We start from the raw sequence: 16,311 nt of genomic DNA, 5'->3' as shown, positions 1-16,311 counted from the left end.
AATACTAAAATACATGAGTTTGATCATTGATGTCCATGCGCGGCAGATATTGGATTCGCGCGGTAATCCTACCATTGAGGTAGATGTCACTACTGAAAACGGCTTTGTTGGCCGTGCGGCTGTTCCTTCCGGGGCCTCCACCGGTGTGCATGAGGCCGTGGAATTGCGCGACGGGGATAAGTCTACCTACCTGGGTAAAGGCGTATTGAAAGCGGTTGAAAACGTCAATACCAAAATAGCGGATGCCCTGCAAGGCATCGATGTGTTTGAGCAGAATGCGATCGACAGTGTGATGATCGAGCTGGACGGCACCGAAAACAAAGGGAACCTGGGAGCCAATGCGATCCTTGGGGTGTCGTTGGCAGTTGCCAAGGCGGCTGCGCAAGAAAGCCGCCAGCCGCTTTATCGGTATGTGGGCGGTGTGAATGCCAATACGCTGCCCATACCCATGATGAATATCATCAATGGCGGTTCGCACTCAGACGCTCCGATTGCTTTCCAGGAGTTCATGATCATGCCCGCCGGTGCCCCGTCGTTTTCGGAGGCACTGCGCTGGGGTACCGAAGTGTTCCACAACCTCAAGAAGATCCTGCACGATAGGGGGCTTTCTACCGCTGTGGGCGATGAGGGTGGTTTCGCACCTGCATTTGACGGTACGGAAGATGCCATTGAAACCATCCTTAAGGCCATCGAAGCGGCGGGCTACAAACCCGGCAGCGATATCTACCTGGCATTGGATTGCGCATCATCGGAATTCTATGAAGATGGCAAGTACGATTATACGAAATTTGAAGGCGATAAAGGTGCCGTACGCACCAGCGAAGAGCAGGCAGCTTACCTGGCTGAACTAACTGCCAAGTATCCGATCATTTCCATCGAAGATGGCATGCAGGAAGACGATTGGGATGGATGGAAACTGCTCACAGACAAAATAGGTGCTACCGTACAATTGGTTGGCGACGACCTGTTCGTGACGAACACCAAGCGCTTGCAACAGGGAATCGATACCCATACGGCTAACTCCATTCTCGTGAAGGTAAACCAGATCGGTTCGCTTACCGAAACCATCAACGCGGTGTCACTCGCACAAAACAGCGGTTACACCTCGGTGATGAGCCACCGGAGTGGAGAAACGGAAGACTACACCATTGCCGATCTGGCGGTGGCCCTCAATTGCGGACAGATAAAGACCGGTTCCGCATCGCGCTCCGACCGGATTGCCAAATACAACCAGTTGCTCCGTATCGAAGAGGAATTAGGTGATAATGCGCGTTTCCTGGGCAAAAGCTTTAAGTTTGCCCGGTAACGTACCATCCATTAACATAAACAAGGCCGTTTCAATGATAAATTGGGGCGGCCTTCTTTATGTTCCGTTTTACCACGGTAAGGAGCCGCTTGCACTGCGAAAGCTGCCCGAGACAATGTTGTCCCATGTCAAAACAATACTGTCCCATACCGACACAGCATACGCTCACCCCATCACAACATCGTTCTGAGTGTACACAACGCTGTGTGGAGGCGACCCGGCATTGCTCCGGCTTGAACCAATACCCTATCGAACCGACACAACACCGTGCCGAGTCAGCCCGTGCTTGTCTTGCCGCATCCAAGGGCTGTGGTGACGCAACACAACGTTGTTACGCGTCGCTACGGTATTGTGGCGACTAGCCACAGCCTTGTGTTGATAAGAGACGATGCTGTCTTGACTTGACCTGGCATCGTTTCGACTAGCCACAGCCTTGTGTTGATAAGAGACGATGCTGTCTTGACTTGACCTGGCATCGTTTCGACTAGCCACAGCCTTGTGTTGATAAGAGACGATGCTGTCTTGACTTGACCTGGCATCGTTTCGACTAGCCACAGCCTTGTGTTGATAAGAGACGATGCTGTCTTGACTTGACCTGGCATCGTTTCGACTAGCCACAGCCTTGTGTTGATAAGAGACGATGCTGTCTTGACTTGACCTGGCATCGTTTCGACTAGCCACAGCCTTGTGTTGATAAGAGACGATGCTGTCTTGACTTGACCTGGCATCGTTTCGACTAGCCACAGCCTTGTGTTGATAAGAGACGATGCTGTCTTGACTTGACCTGGCATCGTTTCGACTAGCCACAGCCTTGTGTTGATAAGAGACGATGCTGTCTTGACTTGACCTGGCATCGTTTCGACTAGCCACAGCCTTGTGTTGATAAGAGACGATGCTGTCTTGACTTGACCTGGCATCGTTTCGACTAGCCACAGCCTTGTGTTGATAAGAGACGATGCTGTCTTGACTTGACCTGGCATCGTTTCGACTAGCCACAGCCTTGTGTTGATAAGAGACGATGCTGTCTTGACTTGACCTGGCATCGTTTCGACTAGCCACAGCCTTGTGTTGATAAGAGACGATGCTGTCTTGACTTGACCTGGCATCGTTTCGACTAGCCACAGCCTTGTGTTGATAAGAGACGATACTGTCTCGACTTGACCTAGCATCGTTTCGACTCGCGACAGCCTTGTATTGAGGCAACACAACGTTATTCCGAGTCGCTACAGTATTGTAGCGACTAGCCACAGCCTTGTATTGAGGCAAGACGACACGGTTTCGGTGTAACACGTGATTGTGTTGGCATGGCTTGGATGCGTCTTGACCGGTGCAGGAATTTGGAATGCACCCCCATTTTGCATATAAAAGAAATTTACCTAAGTTTGTATTCATGGAACGTTTCCTCATTGCTATACGCAATAAGTACCTCATTGCCATCGTCGCATTCGCCGTGTGGATGTTGTTTTTCGATCGGCACGATATGGCCACCCAATACAGCTATTACAGCCAGCTGAGGGACCTTAAGAGCGAAAAAGCATTTTACACGACGGAAATAGCGCGTATAACCAAAGCCATCCATGACCTGAACACCGACCCGCAGGAGCAGCAGCGTGTAGCCCGCGAGCGCTATCAGATGAAAAAAGATAACGAAGATGTTTTCGTGATCCTTGAAAAGGAAGAAGCCGAGTAAAAGACGCTTGCGCCTTACGACTGAATAACTTAAAACTTATACGTAATCCCTGCTCCGAATACCTGGCGTACCTGTAGCGTAGGGCGCTCTGAACCCGGGACGAGTACCCCGTTTTCTTGGCGCGGGATGAGCGTATTATCATCGTATATCAGTTGCAGTCCGCCATTTACCGAGATGTAGTCATTTACCTTCATGAACAGGTTGAGGGTATAATCCACGTCTACATTCTGTGGGTCTTCCAAGTAATTGGAATACAATTTCAGGATGTTCTCCACACTCACATTTTCCATCAGGTCAGCTTTGTAATAGGCGTCGAACGAAGCACCGAATTCGAAGCGGGAAGTCGCGCCCGGGTCAACGCCGAAGGCACCCTGTGCTGATAGCTCGTCGTTGGTCACGAAAATGAAGCGAGCAGCGGCAGGGGAGAGGTTAAACCGGAAATTGTCGGACTTTTTGTAGGCAAAACCAGGGCCGAAGCTCAGGTATGCGGGTGCGAATGCCGTTGAAATCAGTGTACGGTTGTTGTCGGCATCGTATTGGAAGCCGTCGGCAAACTGGGTGTTGAAATTGAGGTAGAACGTATACAACCAATGCTCGGTAGCCTCATAGCCGAGGAGGCTGTTGAGCACAAAGCGGTCGTCGTTTTTGCGCCAGCCGATCGATTTCTGTTTGGTAAGGCCATAAGCCGCAATCACCTTGTTGTCCCAGCTCCACTTGTTTTTCTTGTAGTTGAAATCGTAGTTGAAGATGAGGTTGGCAGCAAAAGAGTTGATACCGCCGGCTGCCCAATTGGAGAAGGAGCTCTGGTTGAGCAGCAACGTATTTTCGCCCGAAACCTTCCAGGCGGTGTCGGCTTCGGTTTCTTGGGCCCGTGCGTACCAAGTCGTAGCCAGTGCTACGCAAAGCAAGGATAGTGTTTTCTTCATGATTATGATTTGATGATTTTGTTTAAAAAGCCTAACGAATGCAAAAGCGATGCCAAAACACCAATGTGGCGATGGTGTCAGCGTTTTGGCGGCGTCGATGCTGGCTGATGTCTAAGCACATAAACAGATGGGGCGCTTTTGTGATTTGCATGTAAATGATGATTTAGCTAAGTTTGTAGTATTGATGAAACTCAATAAAGAAGATATTGATGCAATCGGGAACTATTTTACAGGAACCCCTGTGAAAAGAGCCTATGTTTTCGGATCATTCGCTAGAAACGAAGCCGATGCGGACAGTGATGTGGATATCTTGGTCGAACTGGACCACAGTCAACCCATTGGCCTCCGTTTTTTTACTTTTCAAAACGACCTAGCTGTTCTCCTGAAAAAAGGAGTTGACTTAGTCACCGAAGAAGGGCTTTCGAAATATGTACGCCCTTATATAGAGCATGATAAGATTCTAATCTATGAGAAGTCCGCTCGGGGATAAAGTGAGGATTCAACATATTCTTGATGCTATCACCGAGATTGAAAATTACCTCGATCGAGTAGATTATGAATCTTTCGCTTCTAATTCCGAAAAACGGTTTGCAACCATTAAGCAGATTGAAATCATTGGAGAGGCATGCAATGCTATTACTCCGGAGACAAAAGACGCAAACCAAGAAATTCCCTGGGCAGCTATCAAAGGCTTCCGAAACATTTCCATCCATGAGTACTTTGGTGTAAACACACGGATCGTTTTGGATATCGCGCAATACGATCTTCCGCCAATGAAGGCGGTGCTCGAAGAGATATTGAAGACATGCGGATAATATTGTTGTGCGTAGGGAAGACCGATGATACTTACTATACGGCGCTTATCGAAAAATTTCAGCAGCGGCTGAAACACTATATCCCTTTCCAGTTGGTTACCATCCCCGATGTTAAAAATACGAAACACCTAAGCACCGATCAGCAGAAGGCCAGGGAAGCGGAAGCCATTCTCAAGCAACTGTCGCCCGGCGACCATGTGGTGTTGCTGGATGAACGCGGGAAGGAATACCGATCGGTGGGGTTCGCCGACTACCTCAATAAGCTGATGGTTGGCAGCGTACAGCACTTGGTGTTCGTTGTAGGTGGACCTTATGGTTTTGACGATGTGCTTTACCAGCGCGCCAATAGCCGTATTTCGCTTTCCAAGATGACCTTCTCGCACCAGATGGTGCGGTTGTTTTTTGTGGAGCAATTATACCGGGCATTCACCATCTTGAAAGGGGAACCATACCACCATGAGTGAAATTGTGAACCCGTTAGCTAAGGGTCGGTCCGGTCTGCTGTCTCATATCTGTTGTCTATTGTCTGATGTCTATTGTCTCATATCTATTGTCTCATATCCAGCTATATGGAAATCGTGGTGTTTCGGCATCCAAACAATAACGGGGTTATAACTGTTAACACGATTATATTATGCTTCAACATAAACGTAAATATCATTACAAAGGTGCAGATACCAGCAGTGAAAACCGGATGTTTTGGATCATGACGATTATTGGCCTTGCCATCGTAGCTGCCATTATCTTCTGGCTCTGAGGAGCCTTTTATAATCCGTTCCATTGAATAATCCATCATAACGACCGGATAGTATATCGCGTATGCGTTGTGTAATCGTATTTTTGACAACGCAATCAACACATAAGAATATACGCGATGATTCGACAGATCACGATAGCCGATAAACGCTTTCCACTATCCGGTGGAAGCGGGAGTGATGCTGTGCATCACGAGCCGGTTTACTCCTTTGCGGTAACGCGCTTGGTTGACGATGCAGGCACCGAAGGCACAGGACTGGCTTTTACACTTGGAGAGGGAAACGACCTGGTTTGCCGCGTTGCCCGCTATTATGCGGAGCAATTGAAAAACAAACCGATCGAGGAAATCATGTTGTCGTTCGGATCCCGTTCACGGGCATTTTCCAACGATCCCCAGCTGCGGTGGCTGGGGCCCCATAAAGGTGTGGTGCAGCTGGCGCTGGCGTCCGTGACCAATGCCTGTTTCGACCTCTGGGCAAAAAAACGCGGCGTACCGCTGTGGAAACTATTGATCGACCTGGAGCCCCAGCAGCTTGTCGATACGCTCGACCTGTCGTACCTGGAAGACGTCCTGACGGCAGAGCAGGCGCTGGCGATGCTGGCCAGCCAACGGCAGGACCACGAGGCTCGGTTGGCGATCATCGACCAGGGATACCGGTGCTACGACACATCCGTGGGGTGGTTTGGTTATAGCGACGAGCAGGTCCGCGAAAACTGCCGGCAGGCGTTGGACCGTGGTTTTTCGGCGTTGAAACTAAAAGTGGGGAGCCCCGATGCAGCGAGGGATATCCGGCGTGCGAATCTCGTGCGTGAGGTGGTGGGTGCGGATGTAGACGTCATGCTCGACGCCAACCAACAATGGACCCTGCCGCAGGCGCTGACGGTATGCCCGCAGCTACAGGCCATGAACCCCTATTGGATTGAAGAGCCCACCCATCCCGATGATGTGTTTGCGCACCAAACGCTGGCCGCGGCCATTGCACCGTGCAAGCTCGCCTTGGGTGAGCATGTACCCAACCGCGTCGTCTTCAAAAATTACCTTCAGGCCAAGTGTGCCAGCTTCATCCAGGTGGATGCCCTCCGGGTGGGCGGGGTCAGCGAATTCATCGCGGTGAGCCTGCTGTGCCGCAAATATGGCGTGCCTGTGGTGCCGCATGTAGGGGATATGGGGCAACTGCACCAGCACCTCGTGCTGTTCAACCACATCGCGCTCGGCCACGAAGCGCTCTTCCTTGAACATATTCCCCATCTGAAGCAAGTGTTTGCCGAACCTGCTGCCGTTGAAGACGGTTTTTATAAAACGCCAATGAACCCCGGTAGCAGCTGCGATTTAAAGTCATGATAACAGTCAATATACACCTACCATGTTGCAATCCATCGATTTAATCATCAGCGCCTCGTATGTACTCCTCATCCTGTGCATCGGCTTATGGAGCGGCGTGGCCCATAAACGGGCACAACATACAGACCATGCGCGTACCTATTTCCTGGCGGGCAAGACGCTGCGGTGGCCTGCGATCGGGCTGGCGCTCTTCGCCACCAACATCTCCACCGTGCACCTGGTGAGCCTGGCGCAAAGCGGCTTTGATACCGGACTATTGAACGGCAATTTCGAGTGGATGGCTGCATTCACCCTGATTTTACTGGCCGTGTTCTTTGTGCCGTTCTATATCAAATCGGGCGTGGCTACGCTGCCCGATTTCCTGGAACAGCGGTACGACCGCGCCAGCCGGGATTGGCTGGCTGTCATCTCGGTTATTTCGGCGGTCATCATCCATATCGCGTTTTCCATGCTGGCGGGCGGCATCGTGCTGAAAACGCTATTCGGGTTAAATATGTATGTCAGCGTAATCGTGATCTGCTTGATAACCGCGGTTTATACGATCATCGGCGGGTTGAAAGCGGTGGTGGTGACCGAGTCCATCCAGACGGTGGTGCTGGTTGTCGGTGCGTTTATCATCAGCTACGCCGCGTTTGACAAGATGGGCGGCTGGGAACCCATGGTACAGATGCTCCACAGCACGGGCGACGTGGACAAACTCTCCATGCTGCGGCCCCACGGCGATCCGAGCGGCATGCCGTGGTACGCTGTTTTTCTGGGATATCCCATCATCGGGATCTGGTATTGGTGTGCCGACCAGACCATCGTGCAGCGGGTGCTCGGCGCGCGCGACGAAAACCAGGCGCGGCTGGGCGCACTGTTCTGCGGGTTCATCAAAATCCTGCCCGTTTTTATTTTTGTTATGCCGGGGTTGTTCGCGTATACCCTGTTCCAATCGGGGGCGCTGGACGTGACCAGCCTGGGGGTCGATGCCGAAGGGAATGTGAATTCAAAAGGCATCTATACATTGATGATTACCCAGTTGTTGCCATCGGGACTGATCGGCTTGCTGGTCGCTGCGCTCTTGTCCGGTTTGATGAGCCAGGTGGCGGGGGCGCTGAACTCCATATCCACCATGGTCAGTTACGACATGTACCAGCGCTTTCGTCCCACGGCTACCGATAAGCAGTTGATTTGGGTGGGCAAACTGGCCGCCGGGGTGGCGCTGCTTTTTTCGCTGGCGCTATTGCCCCTGCTCAACCGGTACGAAAGCATATTTATCGGCCTGAATGATGTGATTGCACACATTGCGCCCCCCATCACCTGTGTTTTTCTATTGGGCATCTTCTGGAAAGGTGCTTCCGCCGTATCGGCCAAACTGACGCTGTGGATCGGTTCGCTGCTGGGTGTGATTGTGTTTATAATCAATAAATTGTACCCCGACACCTTCATCGGGCAGACACCTTTCATGATGATGGCGTTTTACCTGTTCTGCACGTGCGTCATTCTCCAAGTCGTTTTCTCCGTCATTTACCCCGTTCAGCATACCGCAATAAGTGCGCGATTGTACTGGAAATCGCCGTTGGAGGCCCTGCGGGGTCCGGCGAGCGAAGGGGCGGGGAACTATAAAGTTTGGTCTGGACTGCTGCTGCTCGTCATGGCGGTCTTGTTTTATGTGTTTAGATAGAAAGTAGAAGTCGTATGAGAAAGTACATTTCATTTTTGGTTGTGATCAGCGCCCTTGTTGGAGGATGCACGGCAGACAAACCCGAAATCCGGGTGCAGCGGTTCGGTTCGGTTACCGGCCTGAAGCCCGAGAAACTGGACTATTACAAAGAACTCCACGCCGATGCGTGGCCCGCCGTGCTGGAAACCATCCGGGAGTGCAACATTCAAAATTATTCCATTTACCTGCAACAGCTTGGCGACGAATATTACCTGTTCAGCTATTTCGAATATACGGGGGATGATTTTGAAGCGGATATGAAGCGCATGGCGGACGATCCCGATACGCAGCGGTGGTGGAAAGAAACGGACCCGTGCCAGCTTCCGCTTGATGACGACGGAGTATGGACAACGATGGAGGAAGTTTTCCATACGGATTGACAGATAATCAGAATACCTAACATTAAATTGAACGATGCAGTTATTAACGAATAAAGTTGTTTTCCTTACGGGCGGGTCCATGGGCATTGGGCTGGAATGTGCGAAGGCCTATGCGGCGGAGGGCGCACGTGTGGTGATCGTGGCGCCGGATGCCGGCTCGGTAGCCGGGGCTATCAATCAGTTGGGCCCGCAACACCTGGGTATCGTAGGCGATGTGTCCAAGGTGGAAGACGTGAAGCGGGCTATGGAGGAAACCATCCGTACCTACGGGCAGCTCGACGCCATACACAATAATGCCGGCATTGCCTCACCCTCGAAACCCCTGGATGAGACCACCGATGACGAATGGCAGGAACTGATGGACGTGAACCTGAGGAGTTTATTGTTTACCACACGTTTCGGGATTGAAGCATTGAAGAAAACCCAGGGCACCATTTTAAACACCAGTAGCCTCGTGGGTGAAATCGGGCAAAGTAACCATGCTGCCTATACCGCCACCAAGGGGGCAATCAATGCGCTCACCAAATCCATGGCGCTGGATTACGCGGCGTTCAAAATCCGCGTCAATGCGGTGCTGCCGGCGGGAGTGTGGACCGATACGTTGAGGAAGTGGGGGGCTGACCAACCCAATTCAGGCGCCATCAATAATTATCTGAAAGATATCCATCCCTTGGGTTATTGCCCCGAGGGCGATGAAATCGCAGATGCATGTGTTTTCTTGTTGTCGGATAAGGCCCGCTTCATAACGGGAGCGAACTTGCCGGTAAGCGGCGGGGCGGAACTGGGGTATCGCCGGAATTTCTAAATACATTAGCTAGTGAACGAGACGGTAACTGTCGGAATAAAACATCAGCGATTATGTATACGGTAATTTCATCAATAATTAAAGGACGGAGGGCTCCAATGAAAACCATTGCGATAAGTTTTGTTGCATTAATTGCTATCCCCCTGGTAGTGGTTGCCCAGAAAGGAGTCAAAGCACCGGTTCCTTCTCTCGTGCCTAGCAAGTACCAGAAGGAACAAATTAAACGTAAATACGGCATGTTTATCCATTTCGGGATCAATACCTTCCATGATCAAGAGTGGACAGATGGCACGCTGTCGGCGGCAACTTACAGACCGACCCAAATTAATGCTGATCAGTGGATTAAGACTGCAAAAGATGCGGGAATGAAATACGTGATCTTAGTTTCAAAACATCATGATGGTTTTTGTCTGTGGGACAGTCAATATACCACGTATGATGTTGCCAATTCGGGGAACACAACCGATGTAATCGATGCAGTTGCCAAAGCATGCAAGAAATACGGCATAGGCTTGGGGCTTTATTACTCGCTATGGGATCGTCACGAAAATGCAGACACGGACAACGCCTCCCTAGACAAAGCATACAACCGATACATGATCGGCCAGCTTAATGAGTTGATGGCTATTACAAGGCGAAATAAGGTGAAGATTGTGGAGTTTTGGTTTGATGGAGGCTGGGTAAAAGAAAATACAAGGTGGCCGCTAGCTGAAATTTATGAAGCGATTAAGACTAAAGAGCCTCGATGTCAGATCGGCGTAAACTGGAGTATAGGATTGCCAGACAACCCTGAGAAACACCCGGTATTTCCGGCAGATCAGCGGGAAGGCTATCCAATTCGGTATTTCCCAAGTGACTTTCGGTTGGGCGATCCTTATTTACCCGCAGACCCCGACCCCAAGATATTTACCCATAACAACAAAAGTTATTACATGCCGTGGGAATCCACTATCTGCATCAGTTCAAAATGGTTTTATAACACACAAGATACGGTGTATAAGAAGGTTGATGAGCTGCTCCGCGACTATAAAATTGCGACCGCACAGGATAACATATTGATTTTGAACGCACCCCCCGATCGAAAGGGGAATCTCAGGCAACGTGACATTGACCTTTTGATGGCATTGAAAAAAGCCATTGCTATTGATGCTAAAAACCGATAGCGTTTCCTCCATTAACGGAGGCTATTCCGCTCGCTAAGTTCACTGTAATCGAATAATCTATCCATTTAGGCAGATAGTCTATGGTGTGCTGACGGATTGAAGTGTACATTTGATATGTTGATGAAAGCATCAGTTAGCCACATAAAGCAAAGAACGCCACACTAAAAAGTGTCAGAAACTTAATTAACAATAATGCCGATTATATAATTTGCAAAACCTGCATAATCAGAAAAGATCAGCCTCCTTTGGTTGGAGGTCCAACGAACGGGTAAGTATATGTAACAACCATGAATAAATGGATTATTTTATTGCCGATGGTGCTGATATCGCTGGTATTCAGCTGTAGCAGGCCTGAAGGCAAGCAAACCGCAACGCCCATGCTCGCGTTCGATAGCGGAGGGCTGTTTAAGATCGCTCAGTTTACAGATCTGCACTGGAATCCCACATCTCCCCGTAGTGCCCAGACGAAAGCGGTGATACAGCACATCCTGCAAACGGAGCAGCCGGATCTGGCCATGTTGACCGGCGATGTGGTCACGGCGCAGCCCGGCACCGAAGGGTGGCAATCCATTGCGCAGATTTTCATTGACGCAAAAACGCCTTGGGCATTGACATTGGGCAATCACGATGATGAGGCCGGTATGACCGGGGCCGAAATAATGGAGTTACTGGTGGGAACCCCTTATTTCGTTGGTGAGGCCGGTCCTCCCATCGGCGGTAGCGGAAATTACGTGTTGCCCATCCATGGTTATGAAGGCGATGAAGTGGAGGCGCTGCTGTATTGCCTCGACAGCCACAACCGGCCGCCAGCCCATAAATATGGACGCTACGACTGGGTGCATTTCGACCAGGTGAACTGGTGTCGGGAGCAAAGTCGTGCCTATATAAACCCCGAAAAAAGCAGCTTTCTGCCCGCGTTGGCATTTTTCCATATTCCCATCAAAGAGTTTGAAGAAGTGCAGCGACAGCCGGATATCGTGGGCACGGCTAACGAAGATGTTGCGTCGTCTGATATCAATTCGGGACTGTTCGCATCGTTCCTCGAAATGGGCGACGTTATGGGTGCCTTTGTGGGACATGACCACAACAACGATTATATCGGAACGCATTACGACATCGCGTTGGCTTACGGCCGGACAACCGGCGCCGATGCCTATGGTGATTTGCAACGGGGGGGACGAATCATCGTATTACATGAAGGTGAGCGCTATTTCGACACGTGGATACGTACGCCGGAAGGGGTAGAGCACGTCTATTATTATCCTTCTGGACGCACTGCCGAGGCGGGGAGCCATACGGACTACCTCCCCGCCCGGACGCGTACTTCGTCAAAACCGGGGTTGCATTATCGGTATTACGAGGGTGGCCGGTTGAGGCAGCTGGCCGATACCGCCCAGGCCACGTTGGTGCGCGTGGGGACGACGCAGCGTATTACGTTGGACATTGCGGACGTAAGGGATTCCTTTGCGTTGGTGTTCAAAGGGCTGATCAACATCCCGAAGCGGGACGTTTACCGTTTTTATACGTATTCGGACGACGGGTCCAAACTCTCGATTGGCGGGCGTGTAGTGGTTGATAACGACAACTCCCACGGTGCGCGCCGGAGGGACGGGCAGATTGCCCTTGACGCGGGGCTGCATGAGTTTGAACTGGCCTATTTTGATAATTATATGGGCGAAGTCTTGGAAGTGGGTTACGCGAGTGGCTCCATCCCCGAGCAGGTCTTGCGAGAACCCCTGTTTTTTATACCGGCGGATGACTAAGTCTTCCACAGGTACTTAGGAGTGAATAATTGCAGAGGCGTTAGCAACGCCGACTTTTAATCGGACAATAATGATACAAAATTACAGGACGATGATGAACGTATATCGTGCGGTACTGTGCCTTTTAGGCAGCATATTAAGTTTTAACCATGCAACCCATGCACAGGTCTTTTTCGATGACTTTGACCGAGAGCAGCTGGACACCTCACGGTGGTCGGTGGCACACCAGAAATGGGGCGAGCCGACCGGAAAAGTCACGCACGGTGGTGTCATCAGGGAAAACGTATTCATCCGCGACGGCAACCTGGTGATCCGCGCATTGGGTGAGCATTATAAAGGCCCGCTGGAGGGGCATGGTAGCGATACCCGGGTGGGAGGTGCCCTTTATACAAAGGAAAAATATGCCTCAGGTAGTTTTGAGGTTCGGGCCAAGATATGTCCCCATCCCGGAGCCCTATCGGCATTCTGGACTTACTATTATGAGAATGACGATTATAACCACGAAATTGATTTTGAATTTCCCGGTCGTAACCAACATCCGTTCAAAGGGGCTGACTCCGATATTACCTGGGGGCTGATGTCAAACTGGCGCGGCGTGCATGATCACCAGCGGGTTACTGTCGATAAGTTTTTCGGTTACCAAAATGATGGCGAATACCACCTATATCGGTTCGACTGGTATACCGGCGATGAAGACCAGCCTGCTAGCATTGAATGGTATTACGACAATAAGCTCATGCATCGCTCCTACGAGCATATCCCTACCCATGCCTCATCGTTCTGGTTGGGAATATGGTTTCCCACATGGATCGCCCAGGCCGACTTCGACACCGAATATATGTTGATCGATTGGGTTCGGATCGTTCCATTTAATCAGCGGTCCGATGAACGGTGAAATAATCGAATAATCTATCCAATCAGGCAGATAATCTATGGTGTGCTGACGGTTTGAAGTATACTTTTGTTATGTTAATGGAAGAAACCGGTGTCAGAAGCCAGACACTTCATTGTTTACGATAATGCCGATTATATAATTCGCTGTACCTGTATAGTTAAAAAGATTAAATATGATGTCGAATTACCTTTTCCAACATACACCCAAATGCCTATGTGTACTGTTATTTTTGTCACTGTCCATAGGAAGCGAATCGGCTTTTAGTCAATACGCTGCAACTCACTTGAAATCAGCCCCTTTTTCAGTCGCTGAATCGTATTTAGCTAAGCATGATATTGTCTTTAAATCGCCAACCGATTTAGAAGCAGAAGGCTTTCCATTGGGGAATGGCGATCTCGGAGGTATGATTTGGAACCACGACTATGGAGTGGAGCTGCAAATCAATAAGAACGACCTCTGGACCGCACCCGTTGAAGAGGAAGACGGCAAAAGCATTTTGAAGCATGCCGCACGGGTGAAGATTGATTTTGGGATACCCGTCTATAACTGGATCCATTTAAAATCGTTCACGGGCAGGCTTTCCTTGGCAAAGGGGCAGGTAAACTACGAAGCCGAGAGTCCGTTTGCCAACTCGCGTGTGGAGTCTTGGATTGTACAGGGAAAAAATGTCTGGGTGATAACATTTGACAACCGACTGAACAAAACGGTTATGCCCGGTGATGTTACCTCGACCATTACCCTGGAGCGGATAGGCAGCCGGGCATTCGCGGGCTGGTATGGCGGAGCGTTCCCGAAAGACCCTGCCGCCAGCATGGGACAGGCTGCGGTAAAAGTTTCAGGCCGAGATATGGTACTTGTCGAAAAAAGCGACGGACTGGATTTCGCTGTAGTTTGCCGGGTGCTAGAGCCTGGAAGCACGTTATCTGTGATGAACGCACGCCGTGGCGAGCTACGTACGGATGCTACGAAAACGACCCTTTTGATTAGCGTGGTAACCGGTAAAGAGAGCGAAACGCCTGAACAGGCAGCTATTGCCTTGCTTGATGAAGTGGAAGAGCAAACCCTTGCAAAGGCCAAACAGGAAAAAGATGATTGGTACCAGCGATTTTGGTCGAACTCCTTTGTGAAGATAGGCCACGACTATCTGGAAAACATCTATTACATGAGACGGTATCTGATGGCTGCGGGATCACAGGGACAATACCCGATAGCGTTCAATGGCGGCCTCTGGCGTTGGAACCGGGATGTGCTTAATTGGGTCACCCCTCACCACTGGAATACGCAACAGCAATACTGGGGCATTGCCGCGCAAAATGACACGTACCTGATGCGTCCTTATCTGGACACCTATTTTAAGATGATCCCCTATGCCCAACAGGCAGCTAAAAGGAAGGGGGCAACCAGCGATGCTATTTGGATTACGGAAGCACATGATTTTGATGGCCGGCAGGTGAGTGCATCATGGGGTCCCATGGCGCAGAATTTGTCACCCGCCGCGCAGGTCGCCGCGTTGTTTTGGGACTATTATGCGTTTACGGGCGACAAACGCTTCCTACGAGATACGGCTTATGTGTTCATGGAAAAAGCGTTGAACTTCTACTTAGACAAACTCGAATGGGACGAGCAGGCCGAAACGTACTTTTTACATTCCACGCTTTACGAGTCGGAATCCGTCGGGGTAATCAAAAACAGTGAGAGTGACCGAAATGCCCTAGAAGCGTTGCTAAGGAACTGTATCACCGCGGCGGGCCTGTTGGGAAAGGACAAGGATAAGGTGAAAAAATGGCGTTTTGTACTGGACCACCTCTGGGAACGGAAGTTTGTCGACATGCCCGGATGCGGTGAAATGATTTCACCGGCCGGAGAATACCTTGGCGATGAGACGCATACCCCTTATCATTGGGCAATCGGTGGGGCCATCGCCTTTCCCGGGGGGCTTATCGGTATTGACCAACGCGAGGAACGTTTGGGTAAAGCCGTCGAGCATTTTGTCAACTGCCGCGATGATGCGAACGCGCATCATCCCGTTTCGATCATCGCCGCGCGCATGGGGTTGGGAGATAAGGCGTTGTCTTATTTGATTAATGGCGTGAAAACGAATCAAATATATCCACAAGGGCTATTCAGCAACGTCACAGGCTACCCAGACAATATCTACGACCTGCAATCCGTACACGATTTGATCAATGGGCATAAAATCCGATCAGCTGCGTTTTTCCAAGGAGGCATGGAAGCGATAAGCAACTATGCGACGACAATCAATGAAATGATGCTTCAAAGCAACGAGGGTAAAATCAGGGTGTTCCCCGCCATACCCAGCAGCTGGCAGGATTCAACGCTGGCGTTTACGCTTTTAGCACGGAACGGTTTTTTGGTGTCTGCGAGAATGGAAGGCGGGACAACCCTACAAGTTGGCGTCAAAAGCATATTGGGTAATACGTGCAAACTGCAAAACCCCTGGCCGCGTCAGCCTGTATCCGTGTATAAAATTACGGACCGAGGTACAACGAAGGTAACCACGTCGGCTTCGGATGATATCATTTCCTTTAAAACCAACACGGATGCGGAATATATCGTTTGTCTCGCGCGTAACAAGCCGATCAACGTCCACGCCGTTTTCGATAGTAGTCCGAACGAATTTCCAAAAATATTGGGTAACCGGATGCTTGGAAAACTTAGTGGCTGGGACGACGGGTTTCCGGATCGTATGAAGACCGAAAGACGTAGACGGAGGTAATCCGAATACTGATGATTACTATCAATTG

At 50.4% G+C, this 16,311-nt stretch carries 15 protein-coding genes; 14 read left to right on the top strand and 1 reads right to left on the bottom strand.

Going from position 1 to position 16,311, the window contains the following annotated elements; all coding sequences use genetic code 11:
• Positions 1-13: 13 nt before the first annotated feature.
• Both eno and NGM62_RS04385 read left to right on the top strand, forming a co-directional pair.
• Complete coding sequence (gene eno / locus NGM62_RS04390) at positions 14-1,306, top strand: phosphopyruvate hydratase (protein WP_262246070.1); 1,293 nt, start codon at positions 14-16, stop codon at positions 1,304-1,306.
• Positions 1,307-2,696: 1,390 nt separating this feature from the next.
• Positions 2,697-2,996: an FtsB family cell division protein gene (locus tag NGM62_RS04385; protein WP_262246069.1), complete on the top strand. Its 300-nt coding sequence runs from the start codon at positions 2,697-2,699 to the stop codon at positions 2,994-2,996.
• Positions 2,997-3,025: 29 nt separating this feature from the next.
• Here the strand turns inward: NGM62_RS04385 and NGM62_RS04380 are convergent, their stop codons facing one another.
• Positions 3,026-3,922 carry a DUF3078 domain-containing protein gene (locus tag NGM62_RS04380; RefSeq protein WP_262246068.1) on the bottom strand — a complete coding sequence of 299 codons (897 nt, stop codon included), beginning with the start codon at positions 3,920-3,922 and terminating at the stop codon, positions 3,026-3,028.
• 127 nt (positions 3,923-4,049) lie between these two features.
• Here NGM62_RS04380 and NGM62_RS04375 point away from each other — a divergent pair, with 127 nt between their 5' ends.
• The 12 genes from NGM62_RS04375 (at position 4,050) to NGM62_RS04320 (ending at position 16,283) form a co-directional block, all read left to right on the top strand.
• A complete protein-coding gene (locus tag NGM62_RS04375) occupies positions 4,050-4,412 on the top strand; it encodes a nucleotidyltransferase family protein (protein WP_262246067.1) in 363 nt (120 codons plus the stop codon).
• Positions 4,390-4,737, top strand: coding sequence for a HepT-like ribonuclease domain-containing protein (locus tag NGM62_RS04370; protein WP_262246065.1), 348 nt, complete (start codon positions 4,390-4,392; stop codon positions 4,735-4,737). The genes NGM62_RS04375 and NGM62_RS04370 overlap by 23 nt, the downstream gene beginning before the upstream one ends.
• A complete protein-coding gene (gene rlmH, locus NGM62_RS04365; RefSeq protein ID WP_262246064.1) occupies positions 4,728-5,201 on the top strand; it encodes a 23S rRNA (pseudouridine(1915)-N(3))-methyltransferase RlmH in 474 nt (157 codons plus the stop codon). Before NGM62_RS04370 ends, rlmH begins: the two co-directional genes overlap by 10 nt.
• A gap of 170 nt (positions 5,202-5,371) precedes the next feature.
• On the top strand, positions 5,372-5,494 hold the full coding sequence (locus NGM62_RS04360) for a hypothetical protein (RefSeq protein WP_262246062.1): 123 nt from the start codon (positions 5,372-5,374) through the stop codon (positions 5,492-5,494).
• 117 nt (positions 5,495-5,611) lie between these two features.
• Complete coding sequence (locus NGM62_RS04355; RefSeq protein WP_262246061.1) at positions 5,612-6,835, top strand: enolase C-terminal domain-like protein; 1,224 nt, start codon at positions 5,612-5,614, stop codon at positions 6,833-6,835.
• A gap of 22 nt (positions 6,836-6,857) precedes the next feature.
• Positions 6,858-8,501 carry a sodium:solute symporter gene (locus tag NGM62_RS04350; protein ID WP_262246060.1) on the top strand — a complete coding sequence of 548 codons (1,644 nt, stop codon included), beginning with the start codon at positions 6,858-6,860 and terminating at the stop codon, positions 8,499-8,501.
• Between the two features lie 14 nt (positions 8,502-8,515).
• Positions 8,516-8,920 (top strand): L-rhamnose mutarotase, encoded by a 405-nt coding sequence (locus NGM62_RS04345; protein ID WP_262246058.1) that lies wholly within the window; start codon positions 8,516-8,518, stop codon positions 8,918-8,920.
• Between the two features lie 34 nt (positions 8,921-8,954).
• A complete protein-coding gene (locus tag NGM62_RS04340) occupies positions 8,955-9,725 on the top strand; it encodes an SDR family NAD(P)-dependent oxidoreductase (protein ID WP_262246056.1) in 771 nt (256 codons plus the stop codon).
• Positions 9,726-9,823: 98 nt separating this feature from the next.
• A complete protein-coding gene (locus NGM62_RS04335) occupies positions 9,824-10,888 on the top strand; it encodes an alpha-L-fucosidase (protein WP_262246054.1) in 1,065 nt (354 codons plus the stop codon).
• Positions 10,889-11,175: 287 nt separating this feature from the next.
• Positions 11,176-12,651 (top strand): metallophosphoesterase, encoded by a 1,476-nt coding sequence (locus NGM62_RS04330; RefSeq protein WP_262246053.1) that lies wholly within the window; start codon positions 11,176-11,178, stop codon positions 12,649-12,651.
• 91 nt (positions 12,652-12,742) lie between these two features.
• Complete coding sequence (locus NGM62_RS04325) at positions 12,743-13,546, top strand: glycoside hydrolase family 16 protein (RefSeq protein ID WP_262246050.1); 804 nt, start codon at positions 12,743-12,745, stop codon at positions 13,544-13,546.
• Positions 13,547-13,718: 172 nt separating this feature from the next.
• Positions 13,719-16,283 carry a glycosyl hydrolase family 95 catalytic domain-containing protein gene (locus NGM62_RS04320; RefSeq protein WP_262246048.1) on the top strand — a complete coding sequence of 855 codons (2,565 nt, stop codon included), beginning with the start codon at positions 13,719-13,721 and terminating at the stop codon, positions 16,281-16,283.
• Positions 16,284-16,311: the final 28 nt, after the last annotated feature.

This window comes from Parapedobacter soli, from assembly GCF_025460835.1.
Taxonomy (GTDB): Bacteria; Bacteroidota; Bacteroidia; order Sphingobacteriales; family Sphingobacteriaceae; genus Parapedobacter; species Parapedobacter soli.
This window is presented reverse-complemented; position numbering and strand designations above follow the sequence as displayed.